General features: G+C 71.9%; 15 protein-coding genes and 1 tRNA gene. 3 read left to right on the top strand and 13 right to left on the bottom strand.

Annotated features, from left to right (window positions below; all coding sequences use genetic code 11):
* The coding region (locus AB0N63_RS34815; protein WP_365535741.1) for an MDR family MFS transporter at window positions 1-1718 on the bottom strand (1718 nt) is incomplete at its 3' end.
* Window positions 1719-1767: 49 nt separating this feature from the next.
* A complete protein-coding gene (locus AB0N63_RS34810; protein WP_365535738.1) occupies window positions 1768-2292 on the bottom strand; it encodes a MarR family transcriptional regulator in 525 nt (174 codons plus the stop codon).
* Window positions 2293-2597: 305 nt separating this feature from the next.
* Here AB0N63_RS34810 and AB0N63_RS34805 point away from each other — a divergent pair, with 305 nt between their 5' ends.
* Window positions 2598-2798, top strand: a complete 201-nt coding sequence (locus AB0N63_RS34805; RefSeq protein ID WP_365535736.1) for a hypothetical protein — start codon at window positions 2598-2600, stop codon at window positions 2796-2798.
* 145 nt (window positions 2799-2943) lie between these two features.
* Here AB0N63_RS34805 and AB0N63_RS34800 read toward each other — a convergent pair whose 3' ends face one another.
* The 8 genes from AB0N63_RS34800 to AB0N63_RS34765 all read right to left on the bottom strand — a co-directional run bounded on the left by AB0N63_RS34800 (window position 2944) and on the right by AB0N63_RS34765 (window position 8429).
* Entirely contained in the window at window positions 2944-3852 is a 909-nt protein-coding gene (locus AB0N63_RS34800; RefSeq protein ID WP_365535735.1) for an RNA polymerase sigma factor SigF, read from the bottom strand.
* A 247-nt stretch (window positions 3853-4099) separates the two neighbouring features.
* Window positions 4100-5017 carry an RNA polymerase sigma factor SigF gene (locus AB0N63_RS34795; RefSeq protein ID WP_365535732.1) on the bottom strand — a complete coding sequence of 306 codons (918 nt, stop codon included), beginning with the start codon at window positions 5015-5017 and terminating at the stop codon, window positions 4100-4102.
* A 208-nt stretch (window positions 5018-5225) separates the two neighbouring features.
* A complete protein-coding gene (locus AB0N63_RS34790; protein WP_365535730.1) occupies window positions 5226-5519 on the bottom strand; it encodes a Dabb family protein in 294 nt (97 codons plus the stop codon).
* A complete protein-coding gene (locus AB0N63_RS34785) occupies window positions 5519-5695 on the bottom strand; it encodes a hypothetical protein (RefSeq protein WP_009189462.1) in 177 nt (58 codons plus the stop codon). The genes AB0N63_RS34790 and AB0N63_RS34785 overlap by 1 nt, the downstream gene beginning before the upstream one ends.
* Before the next feature lie 131 nt (window positions 5696-5826).
* Window positions 5827-5911, bottom strand: a tRNA-Ser gene (locus AB0N63_RS34780).
* A 134-nt stretch (window positions 5912-6045) separates the two neighbouring features.
* The gene (gene tadA, locus AB0N63_RS34775; protein ID WP_365535728.1) at window positions 6046-6474 is read right to left on the bottom strand and encodes a tRNA adenosine(34) deaminase TadA; all 429 of its coding nucleotides are present in this window, start codon (window positions 6472-6474) and stop codon (window positions 6046-6048) included.
* Window positions 6475-6710: 236 nt separating this feature from the next.
* Complete coding sequence (locus AB0N63_RS34770) at window positions 6711-7247, bottom strand: hypothetical protein (RefSeq protein ID WP_365535746.1); 537 nt, start codon at window positions 7245-7247, stop codon at window positions 6711-6713.
* 987 nt (window positions 7248-8234) lie between these two features.
* The gene (locus AB0N63_RS34765; protein WP_365535725.1) at window positions 8235-8429 is read right to left on the bottom strand and encodes a hypothetical protein; all 195 of its coding nucleotides are present in this window, start codon (window positions 8427-8429) and stop codon (window positions 8235-8237) included.
* 639 nt (window positions 8430-9068) lie between these two features.
* On the opposite strand from AB0N63_RS34765, the gene upp reads away from it, so the two are divergent.
* Window positions 9069-9704, top strand: a complete 636-nt coding sequence (gene upp, locus AB0N63_RS34760) for a uracil phosphoribosyltransferase (protein WP_009189458.1) — start codon at window positions 9069-9071, stop codon at window positions 9702-9704.
* Window positions 9705-9777: 73 nt separating this feature from the next.
* On the opposite strand, the gene AB0N63_RS34755 is transcribed toward upp, so the two are convergent.
* The gene (locus AB0N63_RS34755) at window positions 9778-10398 is read right to left on the bottom strand and encodes a LytR C-terminal domain-containing protein (protein ID WP_365535743.1); all 621 of its coding nucleotides are present in this window, start codon (window positions 10396-10398) and stop codon (window positions 9778-9780) included.
* Between the two features lie 137 nt (window positions 10399-10535).
* Complete coding sequence (locus AB0N63_RS34750) at window positions 10536-10832, bottom strand: type II toxin-antitoxin system VapB family antitoxin (RefSeq protein ID WP_004943146.1); 297 nt, start codon at window positions 10830-10832, stop codon at window positions 10536-10538.
* A 332-nt stretch (window positions 10833-11164) separates the two neighbouring features.
* Here AB0N63_RS34750 and AB0N63_RS34745 point away from each other — a divergent pair, with 332 nt between their 5' ends.
* A complete protein-coding gene (locus AB0N63_RS34745; RefSeq protein WP_365535723.1) occupies window positions 11165-12805 on the top strand; it encodes a helicase HerA-like domain-containing protein in 1641 nt (546 codons plus the stop codon).
* 62 nt (window positions 12806-12867) lie between these two features.
* Here the strand turns inward: AB0N63_RS34745 and AB0N63_RS34740 are convergent, their stop codons facing one another.
* Window positions 12868-13485: an HhH-GPD-type base excision DNA repair protein gene (locus AB0N63_RS34740; protein WP_365535720.1), complete on the bottom strand. Its 618-nt coding sequence runs from the start codon at window positions 13483-13485 to the stop codon at window positions 12868-12870.
* Between the last annotated feature and the right edge of the window lie 100 nt (window positions 13486-13585).

Genomic DNA, 13585 nt, shown 5'->3' with positions numbered 1-13585 from the left:
CCCGGCACCCGCTCACCGGCGGGAGTGAACGTGTCCGACACGGCGGCCTCGACGACCGGGGCCTGAGTCTGCGCCTCGGCGACGGTCGGAGCCGCGGCCGGGTCCACCGGGGCGGCCTCGCTCTCGGCCCCCTGCGCCAGCGCGCCCTTGGTGCGCAGCGGGACCTCCTTGATGAACAGCGTGATCAGGAAGGCGATCGCCGCCATACCGCCCGCGATCATGAAGATGTCGGCGATGCCGTGCCCGTAGGCGCTCTCCATGACCGTGCGCAGCGGGGCGGGCAGCGCGTCCATGTCCGGGATGGTGCCGCTGCCTGAGCCGGAGCCGTCGGCGAGCTGGGCGTACTTCGGGCCGAGGTCGGTCAGGCCGTCCTTGACGTAGTCGGTGATCCGGCTGGCCATCACGGCACCCAGCGCGGAGACGCCGACCGCACCGCCGAGGGAGCGGAAGAAGGTCACCGTGGAGCTGGCCGAGCCGAGGTCGCTCGGCTCCACCTGGTTCTGCGTGCACAGCACCAGGTTCTGCATCATCATGCCGATGCCGAGACCCAGCAGGGCCATGAAGACGGCCATCTTCCAGTAGTCCGTGTCGTACCGGATGGTGCCGAGCAGGGCGAGGCCGGCCGTCACCAGGACGCCACCGCTGACCAGCCACGCCTTCCAGCGGCCGGTGCGGGTGATGAACTGGCCGGAGACGGTGGAGGAGATGAACAGGCCACCGATCATCGGGATCGTCATGACGCCCGACATCGTCGGGGACTTGTCGCGCGCCAGCTGGAAGTACTGCGAGAAGAACACCGTGCCGGTGAACATCGCGATGCCCACGAAGAGCGAGGCGAGCGACGCCAGCGTGATGGTGCGGTTGCGGAACAGCCGCAGCGGGATGATCGGCTCGGCGGCCTTCGACTCGACCAGCACGAACAGCGCGCCGAGGACGACGGAACCGGCGACCATCGCGGCGGTCTGCCACGACATCCAGTCGTACTTGTCACCGGCGAAGGTGACCCAGATCAGCAGCAGCGACACGGCCGCGGAGATCAGGAACGCGCCGAGCCAGTCGACCTTCACCTGACGCTTCACCACGGGCAGGTGCAGGGTCTTCTGCAGCACGATCAGGGCGATCACCGCGAACGGCACGCCGACGTAGAAGCACCAGCGCCAGCCGAGCCAGGAGGTGTCGGTGATGACGCCGCCGAGCAGCGGGCCGCCGACGGTGGCGACGGCGAACGTGGCGCCCAGGTAACCGGAGTAGCGGCCGCGCTCACGCGGGGAGATCATCGCGGCCATGACGATCTGCGCCAGCGCGGACAGACCGCCGACGCCGATGCCCTGGACCACGCGGCAGACGATCAGCATGCCGGGGTTCTGCGAGAGACCGGCCGCCATCGACGCCACGACGTAGATGACCAGGGCTATCTGGACGAGCGCCTTCTTGCTGTACAGGTCGGCGAGCTTGCCCCACAGGGGAGTGGCCGCGGTCATCGACAGCAGGGCCGCCGTGACCACCCAGGTGTAGGCGGACTGGCCGCCACCGAGGTCGCCGATGATCCTCGGCAGGGCGTTGGAGACGATCGTGGACGACAGGATCGCCACGAACATGCCGAGCAGCAGCCCGGAGAGTGCCTCCATGATCTGCCGGTGGGTCATCGGAGCGTCGCCCGGGGAGTCTCCCCCGTGCTTGGCGTGAGCCCGCACACCGGCTGGTGTGGTCGTTGCCATGGGCTTCCTTTACTTACGTGCTTGCGGGTGTACGGGTGGTCCGGTGTGACTACGGGGTCGGCGGCGCCGTGGCCGCGGACGCGGGTGCGGTCGCCGTGGTCGCGGGCTGCTCGGCCATGGGCGCGGGCAGCCGGACCGGGGTGGACCGGCAGTCGCCGAAGCTGTCGCGCAGCCGGCCCATCAGCCGGATGAGCTGACCGACCTCGTCGTCGGTCCAGTCGCTCAGCCGCTCCGCGAACAGGTGCGTGGTGCGCCGGGACAGCTCGGCGAGCTGGTCGACCCCGGCGGGAGTCAGGCGCAGGATGCGCGAACGCTTGTCCGCCGGGTCCGGCAGCCGCTCGATCCAGCCGCGTGCGGCGACGTGTGCGACATGCCGGCTGGTCACCGACATGTCCACGGCGAGCAGCTCGGCGAGCTTGCTCATGCGCATGTCGCCGTGGCGGCCGATCAGGGTCAGCGCGGCGGCGGAGCCGGCCGGGCAGTCGGGCGGCAGGATCCGACCCATGTCCCGTTTCACGGCGCCGACGGCACTGAGCTGACGCGCCAGTTCTTCGTACTGCGCCCGCTCGGCCATCACACCTCCCGCAATCGTTGCTTGGGGCAACCATACGATCGGTTGGTTGCTGCAGGCAAACAAACAAGGGTCGACTGGCGCAAAAACTTGGCAAAGACAAGTATTGCGAGTGTAAATCCGCAGGTGGGGGAGTGGGCGCGTGGATTCAGCCCGTCCGGCGTTCGAGGGCGAGGCCAGTCAGGCCGACAGCGGGGGTCTGGGGACGCGGCCCGCAGGGACGTTCACCCCAACTCCGGTACAAATCAAGCGAGGAAGAGCACACCCCACTTGGGCAGCGGCCGGCGTCTTCGCTAGGGTCTCGGGCCATGGCTAACACCCAGGGCCCCCAGGGCAACTACGACCCCGCCGGCAGCACCCAGATGTTCCGCGCGTTCGTCGACGAGGCCGCCCCCCAGGGCAGGCAGCAGCCGCAGCAGACCTCTTCCGGCCCGCGCATCGGCCTGATCGCCGGTGTCGTCGTCGCCGTGCTGGTCATCGCGGCCGTCGCGTGGCTGGCGCTCAAGTAGGACGCGCGACCGGAGCCCGCCGACCCGGGCCTCCGTACAGACGTACGGCACAGGGGTACGACATGGACATACGACGGCCGCCGACGCGCCAGGAGAGCGCATCGGCGGCCATGAGTCGTGCCCGCCCGCGGTGTGCCGCGGGGCCTCAGTCGGAGATGAGCCCGTCCCGCAGCTGCGCCAGGGTCCGGGTGAGCAGGCGGGAGACGTGCATCTGCGAGATGCCGACCTCCTCGCCGATCTGCGACTGGGTCATGTTGGCGAAGAAGCGGAGCATGATGATCCGCCGCTCCCGGGGCGGCAGCTTGGCCAGCAGCGGCTTGAGCGACTCGCGGTACTCCACGCCCTCCAGCGCCGAGTCCTCGTAGCCGAGGCGGTCCGCGAGGGAGCCCTCGCCGCCGTCGTCCTCGGGGGCCGGGGAGTCGAGGGACGAGGCGGTGTACGCGTTGCCGACCGCGAGGCCGTCGACGACGTCCTCCTCCGACACGCCCAGCACGGCGGCCAGTTCGGCGACGGTGGGCGACCGGTCCAGCTTCTGCGACAGCTCGTCGCTGGCCTTGGTGAGCGCGAGCCGCAGCTCCTGGAGGCGCCGGGGCACTCGCACCGACCAGGAGGTGTCGCGGAAGAAGCGCTTGATCTCGCCGACGACGGTCGGCATCGCGAAGGTCGGGAACTCCACGCCGCGTTCGCAGTCGAAGCGGTCGATCGCCTTGATCAGGCCGATGGTGCCGACCTGGACGATGTCCTCCATCGGCTCGTTGCGCGAGCGGAAGCGGGCGGCCGCGTAGCGGACGAGGGGGAGGTTCAGCTCGATGAGGGTGTCCCGGACGTAGGCGCGCTCGGGGCTGTCCTCCTCCAGCGCGGCCAGCCGCAGGAACAGGGAGCGGGACAGGGTGCGGGTGTCGATGGCCTCCGGAGCCTCCAGCACCGGGGCCGGGTCCGGCGCGGCCCCGAGAGCCACCACGTCGTCGAGGGCGTCGATCGGCTCGAGCGCCGGGGAAGGGGCCTCGCTCTTGCTGAGCGTCAGCACCTCGGAGCTGCCCTGTTCTGCGGACATGCCACCCCCTCTGGGTCGCGGGACGGTCTCGGCCGGGCTCCTCGACGAGGAGAACCTCAGCCCTCACCTGAATACCGGAGCCGGAGCCACGGCAAACGCGCTTCCCGCAGAATGTCACATGTCGGCAACGCGCCGTAGTGACATGTCGACATCCGATTCACGAAACGGCCCTGGCTGAACGCGGTCTGACGATCAGTCGGGCCGTGCTTGTCGGTATCCGGCCTGGTGAGCGAATCGCTCGTGAAGGTTACGCCTCGATCCTGTTTGCGGATCGCAGTCGCTGGAAGCTACGTGCCAGTAGCCGGGACACGTGCATCTGGGAGACGCCGAGCTCCGCGCTGATCTGGGACTGCGTCAGATTGCTGTAGTAGCGCAGCAGCAGGATCCGCTGTTCGCGCTCGGGGAGCTGGACCAGGAGATGGCGGACGAGGTCGCGGTGCTCGACGCCGTCGAGGGCCGGGTCCTCGTAGCCGAGCCGGTCGAGTAGCCCGGGCAGTCCGTCGCCCTCCTGGGCCGCCTCCAGCGAGGTCGCGTGGTACGACCGCCCCGCCTCGATGCAGGAGAGCACCTCCTCCTCGGTGATGCGCAGCCGCTCGGCGATCTCGGCGGTCGTGGGGGAGCGTCCGAAGGCGGTCGTCAGGTCCTCGGTGGCGCTGTTGACCTGCACCCACAGCTCGTGCAGCCGGCGCGGCACGTGCACGGTGCGGACGTTGTCGCGGAAGTAGCGCTTGATCTCGCCGACGACGGTCGGCATCGCGAAGGTCGGGAACTGCACGCCGCGGTCGGGGTCGAAGCGGTCGATGGCGTTGATCAGGCCGATGGTGCCGACCTGGACGACGTCCTCCATCGGCTCGTTGCGGGAGCGGAAGCGGCCGGCGGCGTAGCGCACCAGCGGAAGGTTGGCCTCGATGAGCGCCCCGCGTACGCGGGCGTGCTCGGAGGTGCCCGGTTCCAGCTCCTTGAGCTGGGTGAAGAGCACCTGGGTGAGGGCCCGGGTGTCGGCGCCGCGCCGCTTCTCCGGCTTCTCCGGTTGCTCCGGCTTCTCGGGCTGCTCGGGCTGCTCGGGGTGTTCCGGCGCGGGGGCGGCGGTCGGCGCCGGGGCAGGCCCGGGGTGCGCGGCCTCGGCGGGAGCCTCTTCCTGGGGCGGCGCAGTACTGGCCGGCACGGTCAACGCCACCTCTTCATCGATCAACTCATCCGTCAAAAGCGGTCATAGCATCACAAGACAGGTACAGAGTGTTCAAGCACCGCATATGCACGTGTTGAGGGAGGAAAAGGTGGGTAGGGCATGGCAAAGCCCCGCACCTGTTCTGGGCGCCCGGGGGCATCCTCTCCGGTGCGGGGCCGACCGCGTGCTCGCGCGGCCGTACGACTCAGAAGTCGTAGTCGGCGATCACCCAGGTGGCGAACTCGCGCCACAGGGCCACCCCGGCCTGGTGCGCCGGGTGCTCCAGGTACCGCTTCAGCGCGTCGGCGTCCTCGACGGCCGAGTTGATCGCGAAGTCGTAGGCGATGGGGCGGTCGCTGGTGTTCCAGCCGCACTCCCAGAAGCGCAGCTCGTCGATCTGGCCGCCGAGGGCGCGGAAGGCCTCGGCGCCGGCCACGACGCGCGGGTCGTCGCGTTCGACGCCCTCGTCGAGCTTGAAGAGGACCAGATGGCGGATCATCACTTACCTCCGTTGGCGGCCCAGGTCATGAAGTCGCCGATGGCCCCGGCCGCGTCCGATATGCCCTGGAACCCTATCTGGACGTAGTCGGCGGCCTTCGCCGGGTCCGTGATGATCACGTAGAGCGCGAAGACCACGAGTGCATAGACGACGATCTTCTTGGCGTTCACCGCCATCGCGGCCTCCCCCTGTCACTGGTTTGCCCTGTCCGGCGGTCGCGTCGTCGCCGGCTGCGAGCCGAGCGCTGTCGATGATCGCAGATGATCGCACAAAGGGCCTCGTCCGATCGGACGAGGCCCTTCTAGAGCGGTAGCGGAGGGATTTGAACCCTCGGTGACTTGCGCCACACTCGCTTTCGAGGCGAGCTCCTTCGGCCGCTCGGACACGCTACCGAGGGAGACCTTACAGCACGGTGGGCCGTGCTCAGAAATCCGATCCGCTCGGCCGTAACGGGGGCGCCCCTGTGGGGGCACGGGAGGACCGGATCCGGACCCGCAGCACGGGGCCCGGATCCGGATGCAAGGTGTCAGCGGGCGCGGAAGAACCCGGTGAGGAGCGCGGCGCAGTCCTCGGCGAGCACGCCCTCGATCACCTCGGGCCGGTGGTTGAGGCGACGGTCGCGTACGACGTCCCAGAGCGAGCCGGCGGCACCCGCCTTCTCGTCGCGGGCGCCGTAGACCACCCGGTCGACACGGGACAGGACGAGGGCGCCCGCGCACATCGTGCACGGCTCCAGCGTGACGACCAGCGTGCAGCCGGACAGCCGCCACTCGCCGACCCGTTCGGCGGCCCGCCGGATGGCCAGGACCTCGGCGTGGGCGGTCGGGTCGCCGGTGGCCTCGCGCTCGTTGTGGCCCGCGCCGAGCACGTCACCGTCGGCGGAGAGGACGACGGCGCCGACGGGGACGTCACCGCCCTCGACGGCCCGCCGGGCCTCGGCCAGGGCGAGCCGCATGGCGTTCCGCCAGGGGTCCCTCACGGGGTCGGCTGCGGGGAGTGGGGTGGGTGGGGGTGAGGGGGGTGAGGTGGGCGTGTTCGGAACGGTCGTTCCAGGGTCGGTGGATCCGGGTCCGGGACGGGGGCCGGATCCGGACCCGGCCCCCGTCCCGGACCCGGGTGCGGCCGTCCTCCCCGGCTCGGACGCGGGCCGGGGTCGGGACGTCGCCGGTTGCTCCTTCGGGGTGTGCGGGGTCAGCGGACGGTCTCCAGGACCTCCGAGGCGCCCAGGGACTCGGCGATCGTGTTCAGGGCGTCGTCCGCGTCCAGGGCGCGCAGCTCCTTCTCGGTGACGCCCAGGTCCTCCAGGATCTGGCCGTCGCCCAGCGGACTGTGCGTGATGGTCTCGGACGAGCCGGTCTCCTCCTCGTCGTCACCGGCGGGCGCGGGCTCGCCGTCCTCCGTGCCGTCGAGGTCGAGCGCGTCCAGGTCGGGGCCGTCGTCACCGGGCTCCCGGCCGAGCAGTTCGTCGGTGAGCAGGATCTCGCCGTACGAACTGCGGGCCGCGGCCGCGGCGTCCGAGACGTAGATACGAGGATCGTCCTCGCCGTCCACGCGTACGACGCCGAACCACGCGTCCTCCTGCTCGATGAGGACGAGCACGGTGTCGTCCTCGGGCGAGGCCTCCCGGGCCAGGTCTGCCAGGTCGGACAGCGTCTCCACATCGTCGAGCTCTGTGTCGCTCGCTTCCCACCCGTCTTCGGTGCGCGCGAGCAGTGCGGCGAAGTACACCGTGACTCTCCCACTGGTCATAGGCGTGCCGGTTGGGGGTCCCCCCGGCGGAGGTTCTGGGCGGGGAGAGCTGGCTCCGAGCCCCACCCACTCGGAATCGTGGCAGAAACAAGGCCGTCAGGGGACGTCTTCGGCACCCTGTGTCCGGCTGTTTTGCCGTACACCGGTGAAGGACTCACCAGCGCACTCGTTGCCGCCACCTGCGGATCGTACGCGGCTTTGCCCGCCGGCCACGCACGGCCGCCGCGCAACGCCCGCGCGGACGTCGGCGTTTCCCCGCGTGGCGCCACACGTCCGCTCGGCGCGCCGCCCGACCGACCTCCCTCGGGCGCCCGCCCGGCCCCGACCGGAGGCCACGGGTCCGTTTGGTGTGGCGTGTGGCCTTCGGGAGGGGGCCTGACCGGCGGGGCGTCTGGCCTTCGGGGAAGCTGCGTCTGTACGGCGTGGCGGGCGACCGGCGGTGGTCTCGGGAGGGGGAGCGGGTGGCTTCCGGCCGGGAGGCGGAGCGGGTGGCCTCCGGGAGGGGGAGAGGAAAGGGCGCCTGTCCGTGTCGTGTGGCCCTTGGGCGGGGCGCGTCCGTGCGGTGCGGAGTGTGGCCTCCGGGCCGGGCACGGCCGTACCACGTGGGGTGTGGCGCCGGGCGTGGCGTGTCGGTTTCCGGGCGGATGCCGCGTCCGTACGGCGTGCCGGGTGGCCTCCCGGCCGAGCGCGGCCGCGGCGGGCGGTCTTCGGTGCTGCGTGTCTGTCCGGGGTTCCTGGTGAGGCCGGGCGGCAGGTGTCTGCCGGTGGGACGCGGCCGTACGGCGGGGCCCGTGCTTCCGGCGGGGGACGCGTCCGTGCGGGCGCGTTCGGCGGGGCCGGGCGCGGCGGTGGCGCGGGCCCTCCGGGCAGGGGTGCCCGCCCGGAAGCCTGGTGGGGCCGGACGCGGAAGGTGGCCGCCGTGAGAACGCGGCCGTACGGCGTGACGCGGTCCGGCCGGTCAGGGGCCTACCAGCGGAAGGTGCGCATCCGCATCGCGTGCCGCAGCCGGGCGGCCTTGGCGCGGCGCGGCTGGACGCGGTCGCGCAGCTCGCGCGCCTCGGCGAGATCGCGCAGGAACTGGGCGCGCCGCCGCCGACGCTGGGAGTCGCTCTCCTCGCCGTCCAGGGCCTCGGGCGCCTGCACGGCACCGGCCACCCGCATGTCGTCGGCCGCGTGTGTCGCCTCGGACGCCTGCTCGGGCCCGGAAGCCTCAGCGGCGCTGGAAGCCTCCCTCGCTCCGGCGGCCTCCCCCGCCCTGGTGGCCTCCGTGGTCCCGGTGGACTCCCCGGCCCCGGCGGTCTTCGTGGTCCGTTCCGTGGACCCGTCCTGCGCCGACCGCGTGAGGCTTCTCGGGGAGCGGGCCGACTGCGGGCGGTCCGTGGTCCGCGGACGCCCCGAGGTCCGTACGCGCCCCGACCCCGGTGCGCGCGCCGACGCCTGCGGGCGGTCCGCGGGCTGCGCGCGGTGCGGCGGCTGCGCGAGGCCCGTGGACCGCGCGGCATCCGCCGTCCGTGGGGGAGCTGCGGTCCGTGTGCGGGCCGCCGGGTCCGGTGTGTCCGCCGTCCCGGGCTGTGCGCCCGGCGACGGACGATCCTTGCGGGAGTGCCGGTCAGGCATTGGTTCATCACCCCAGTCCGTCCCTCCCGCCTTCCCTCGGGCGGAGGGTTTGATGCCCCGGCGGCGCAGGACGCCCGCCCTCCGCCGCACGGAGGGCGCCGGTACAGGGGACCAGGGGCGGTGGGCCCTCGGGGCCGGGACCACGGGCGGTGGGGGTGCCCGGCGCCCGGTTACTGTTGGCACATGCGTCTCCACGTCGTCGACCACCCCCTGGTCGCTCACAAGCTCACCACGCTGCGCGACCGCCGCACCGACTCCGCCACCTTCCGCAGGCTCGCCGACGAGCTGGTCACCCTGCTCGCCTACGAGGCGACGCGCGACGTGCGGACCGAGCAGGTCGACATCTCCACCCCGGTCGCGCAGACCACCGGCGTCAAGCTGTCCCACCCGCGCCCGCTGGTGGTGCCGATCCTGCGGGCCGGCCTCGGCATGCTGGACGGCATGGTGCGGCTGCTGCCGACCGCCGAGGTGGGTTTCCTGGGCATGATCCGCAACGAGGAGACGCTCCAGGCCTCGACGTACGCCACGCGGATGCCCGAGGACCTCTCCGGCCGTCAGGTCTACGTCCTGGACCCGATGCTCGCCACCGGCGGCACGCTGGTCGCGGCGATCCAGGAGCTGATCAAGCGCGGCGCCGACGACGTGACCGCCGTGGTGCTGCTGGCCGCCCCCGAGGGCGTCGAGGTCATGGAACGCGACCTGGCGGGCACCCCGGTCACGGTCGTGACGGCGTCGGTGGACGAACGCCTGAACGAGCACGGCTACATCATCCCGGGCCTCGGAGACGCGGGCGACCGCATGTACGGCTCGGCGGAGTAACCGAACCGTCCGGACCGGGCCCGGACCCCGCGGTCCGAGTCCCGCCGATCGGGGCGGCCACGAGCCGCCCCCTTCAGCACCCCTTCTTCGGGGCGACCGGCGTCGGCGCGGTCAGCGCCGCCAGCGCCTTGTCCGCCGCCGGCTTCTGCGCGAGCTGCTGGAACCCCGTGCCGATGATCAGATCGACGTCGGTCCCCTTGCGGGTGTCCGTACGCCGCTCCGCCCCCGGCAGCTGGGTTCCCAGCACGGGCAGCGAGGTGTTCAGGGCGGAGGCAGGTCCGAGCAGGAGCCCCGTGCCCTTGATCTTCTTGTCGAACTCCTTGGGCGCGTTGCCCACCTGCCCGATGCGGAAGCCGCGCTTCTTCAGCTCGTCCGCGGTCTGCTTGGCCAGTCCGCCGCGGGGCGTGGCGTTGAGGACGTTGACGGTGATCGCGCCCGGCTTGGGCGGCGCCGGCGCCGTACTCGCCCGGGCGGAGGCCGACTTGGCCGCCGCGTCGGTCGCGCAGTGCGCCTTGCCGCCGGCCGCCGCGGCCTTCTCGCCGCCGGTGAAGACGTCGATGAGCTGCAGTGTGCCCCAGCCGATCAGACCGAGCACGACGACGGAGGCGGCGGCCAGGAAGGCGAGCCTGCCGTGTCGCCGGGGCCTGCGCATCCGCGGGTACTTGTTGCCCGTGATCCGGTACTTCCCGCCCATGCCGGGGGGAGTGAGCATGCTCATGGGCGCAGCGTAGTGCGCCCGGGCAGTGTTTCCTACTGGATGATCATCGGATACCGCCCAGCAGAACCCGAAAGGTCCAAGCGGTCACCGGACCGCCCGTTCCGGCGGCGGGCTCAGTCCAGTTCGAGGACGCGCGCGTGCAGCACCTGACGCTGTTGCAGCGCCGCCCGCACCGCGCGGTGGAGGCCGTCCTCCAGATACAGGTCGCCCTGCCACTTGACCACATGGGCGAAGAGGTCGCCGTAGAAGGTCGAGTCCTCCGCGAGCAGGGTCTCGAGGTCGAGCTGCTGCTTGGTGGTCACGAGCTGATCGAGGCGGACCGGGCGCGGCGCGACGTCCGCCCACTGCCGGGTGCTTTCCCGGCCGTGGTCGGGGTACGGCCGGCCGTTTCCGATGCGCTTGAAGATCACACGGAAAGCCTACCGGCCAAGAGCTTCCGGGCGCAGCCCAGGCGTCGTAGTGCGAGGCTGGACATGCCACGGCAAAACCGGACGAACCGGGAACGGCAGCCGAACCGGAGGCCACGCCGAGGCGTGCTGCGCAGGCGGACACGGGCTGAACAGGGGCTGAGATGAACGACGGCGAGACCTCCCCCGAGACAACCGGAACCTCGCCCGAGACGCCCGGGACCGCCACCGGGGCAGCCGGAACTCCTCCCCGGGCCACCGGAGCCCCTCCCGGGAGGACCGGAACTCCTCCCCGGGCAGTCGAGACCACCCCCGAGTCCACCGGACCCGCCGGCATGCCGCAGCCTCCCGGCCCCTCCACCGCGCCCCCACCGGAGGCGCCCGCGCCCCCGCCGGAGACAGCCGTAGCACCGCCCGCGCCGGAAACACCCCTCCCGCCGCCGGCCCGGCGGATCGCCGCCGGATACGCCACCACCGGGCCCGCCCTCGACCTCGGCGCGCTCCTCTGGGACGGGCGGTGCCTGCCCGAGGCGCAGGTCCGCGTCCCGCTGGCGATGCTCAACCGCCACGGCCTGGTCGCGGGCGCCACCGGCACCGGCAAGACCAAGACGCTCCAGCTGATCGCCGAACAGCTCTCGGCACGGGGCGTGCCCGTCTTCCTCGCCGATGTGAAGGGCGACCTGTCCGGCGTCGCCGAGCCGGGCGCGGTCAACGACCCGATCCGCTCGCGGGCCGCCGAGGTCCGCCAGCACTGGACGCCGAACGGCTCCCCGGCCGAGTTCTACGCGCTCGGCGGCCACGGCCACGGCGTACCGCTCCGGGCGACCGTCACCAGCTTCGGCCCCCTGCTGCTGGCCAAGGTCCTGGAACTCAACCGGACCCAGGAGCAGTCCCTCGCCCTGATCTTCCACTACGCCGACGCCAAGGGCCTGGAACTGATCGACCTCAAGGACCTCAGGGCGGTCATCGCCTTCCTCACCTCCGACGAGGGCAGGGCCGAACTGAAGGGCATCGGCGGTCTCTCGGCCGCCACGGCAGGGGTGATCCTGCGGTCCCTCACCGCCTCCGAGGCGCAGGGCATGGCGGACTTCTTCGGCGAACCGGAGTTCGACACCGCCGAGTTCCTGCGCACGGCGGGCGACGGCCGCGGGGTCGTCTCCGTCCTCGAACTGCCCGCCGTCCAGGACCGGCCGCGGCTCTTCTCGACGTTCCTGATGTGGCTCCTCGCCGACCTCTTCCACGATCTGCCCGAGGTCGGCGACGTGGACCGGCCGAAGCTGGTGTTCTTCCTCGACGAGGCGCATCTGCTGTTCGACGACGCCTCGAAGGGGTTCCTGGAGTCGATCACGCAGACGGTGCGCCTGATCCGATCCAAGGGTGTCGGCGTCTTCTTCGTCACCCAGACGCCCGAGGACGTGCCCGGCGACGTCCTCGGCCAGCTCGGCAACCGGATCCAGCACGCGCTGCGCGCCTTCACCCCCGACGACCAGAAGGCGCTGAAGGCGACGGTGCGGACGTTCCCGGACTCGGCGTACGACCTGGAGGAGGTGCTGACCGGGCTCGGCACCGGCGAGGCGGTGGTGACGGTGCTCAGCGAGACCGGCGCGCCGACACCGGTCGCGGCGACCCGGCTGCGCGCACCCGAGTCCCTGATGGGCCCGGCGGACGAGACGGCACTGGACCACGCGGTGCGCGGGTCCGCCCTCTACGAACGTTATGCACAGCCTGTGGACCGCGAGACGGCGTACGAGAAACTGACGGCCGCGCGGGAGGAACGGGAACGGGCGGCGGTGCGGGCACCACGGGCGGAGCCTCGGTCCGGAGCTGGGCCCGGGGCCGGGCCTGCGGCTGAGCCGTCCATGCTCGAACAAGTGGTCAGCAGCGGTGTCTTCCGGTCCCTGGCCCGCTCGGTCGGGACCCAGCTCGGCAGGGAGATCACCCGCTCCCTCTTCGGCACGGCTCGCAGAAGGCGTTGACGCCCCGTCCGGCGGCCTAAGGCCCCAGGACCAGCGCACCAGAGCCCGTCACGTCCGGCCCGTCACTCCCCGCCCCCGGCGGACTTCGCCGTCCTGTCCGCCGCGGCCGCCTTGGCCGCGGCCTTCATCTCCTGCTTGTGCGCCCGCACCTTGCTCAGGGACTCCGGCCCGGTGATGTCGGCGACGGACCGGAAGGAGTCCGGCTCGCCGTACGCCCCCGCGGCCTCCCGCCATCCCTCCGGGCGGACTCCGAGCTGCTTGCCGAGCAGGGCGAGGAAGATCTGCGCCTTCTGCCTGCCGAAGCCGGGCAGTTCCTCCAGCCGGCGCAGCAGCTCCCGCCCGCTGTCCACGCCCCGCCACACGGCCTCGGGATCGCCGTCGTAGTGCTCGACGAGGTAGTGGCAGAGCTGCTGGATGCGCTTGGCCATGGAACCGGGGTAGCGGTGCACGGCCGGCTTGTCGGAGAGCAGCCGGCCGAAGGTCTCCGGCTCGAACGCCGCGATCTCGTGGGCGTCCAGGTCCTCGGTGCCCATCCGCCGGGCGATCGTCGCGGGCCCCTTGAACGCCCACTCCATCGGGATCTGCTGGTCCAGCAGCATCCCGAGCAGCGCGGCGAGCGGGCTGCGGCCGAGCAGAGCGTCGGCCTCGGGGTCCTGGGCGAGATGCAGGGTGACGTCCATGTCCCGATGATCGCGCGCCGGGCGGCGGACCGCAGCCGGACGGGGTGAAGCGCCGTACGCACCCCGCGCCCCGCCGGGCCCGGCACGCGAACCCCGCCGG

It is taken from the genome of Streptomyces sp. NPDC093260 (assembly GCF_040683715.1).
Lineage (GTDB): Bacteria > Actinomycetota > Actinomycetes > Streptomycetales > Streptomycetaceae > Streptomyces > Streptomyces sennicomposti.
Note: the sequence above shows the minus strand (reverse complement) of the source record. Positions and strands in the feature narration are given on the sequence as shown.

Coding starts and splice junctions, on each gene's coding strand:
- AB0N63_RS34810 (WP_365535738.1), bottom strand. CDS start 2,292: ATGGCCGAGCGGGCGCAGTACGAAGAACTGGCGCGTCAGCTCAGTGCC.
- AB0N63_RS34805 (WP_365535736.1), top strand. CDS start 2,598: ATGGCTAACACCCAGGGCCCCCAGGGCAACTACGACCCCGCCGGCAGC.
- AB0N63_RS34800 (WP_365535735.1), bottom strand. CDS start 3,852: ATGTCCGCAGAACAGGGCAGCTCCGAGGTGCTGACGCTCAGCAAGAGC.
- AB0N63_RS34790 (WP_365535730.1), bottom strand. CDS start 5,519: ATGATCCGCCATCTGGTCCTCTTCAAGCTCGACGAGGGCGTCGAACGC.
- AB0N63_RS34785 (WP_009189462.1), bottom strand. CDS start 5,695: ATGGCGGTGAACGCCAAGAAGATCGTCGTCTATGCACTCGTGGTCTTC.
- tadA (WP_365535728.1), bottom strand. CDS start 6,474: ATGCGGCTCGCCCTGGCCGAGGCCCGGCGGGCCGTCGAGGGCGGTGAC.
- AB0N63_RS34765 (WP_365535725.1), bottom strand. CDS start 8,429: ATGCGGGTGGCCGGTGCCGTGCAGGCGCCCGAGGCCCTGGACGGCGAG.
- upp (WP_009189458.1), top strand. CDS start 9,069: ATGCGTCTCCACGTCGTCGACCACCCCCTGGTCGCTCACAAGCTCACC.
- AB0N63_RS34755 (WP_365535743.1), bottom strand. CDS start 10,398: ATGGGCGGGAAGTACCGGATCACGGGCAACAAGTACCCGCGGATGCGC.
- AB0N63_RS34745 (WP_365535723.1), top strand. CDS start 11,165: ATGCCGCAGCCTCCCGGCCCCTCCACCGCGCCCCCACCGGAGGCGCCC.
- AB0N63_RS34740 (WP_365535720.1), bottom strand. CDS start 13,485: ATGGACGTCACCCTGCATCTCGCCCAGGACCCCGAGGCCGACGCTCTG.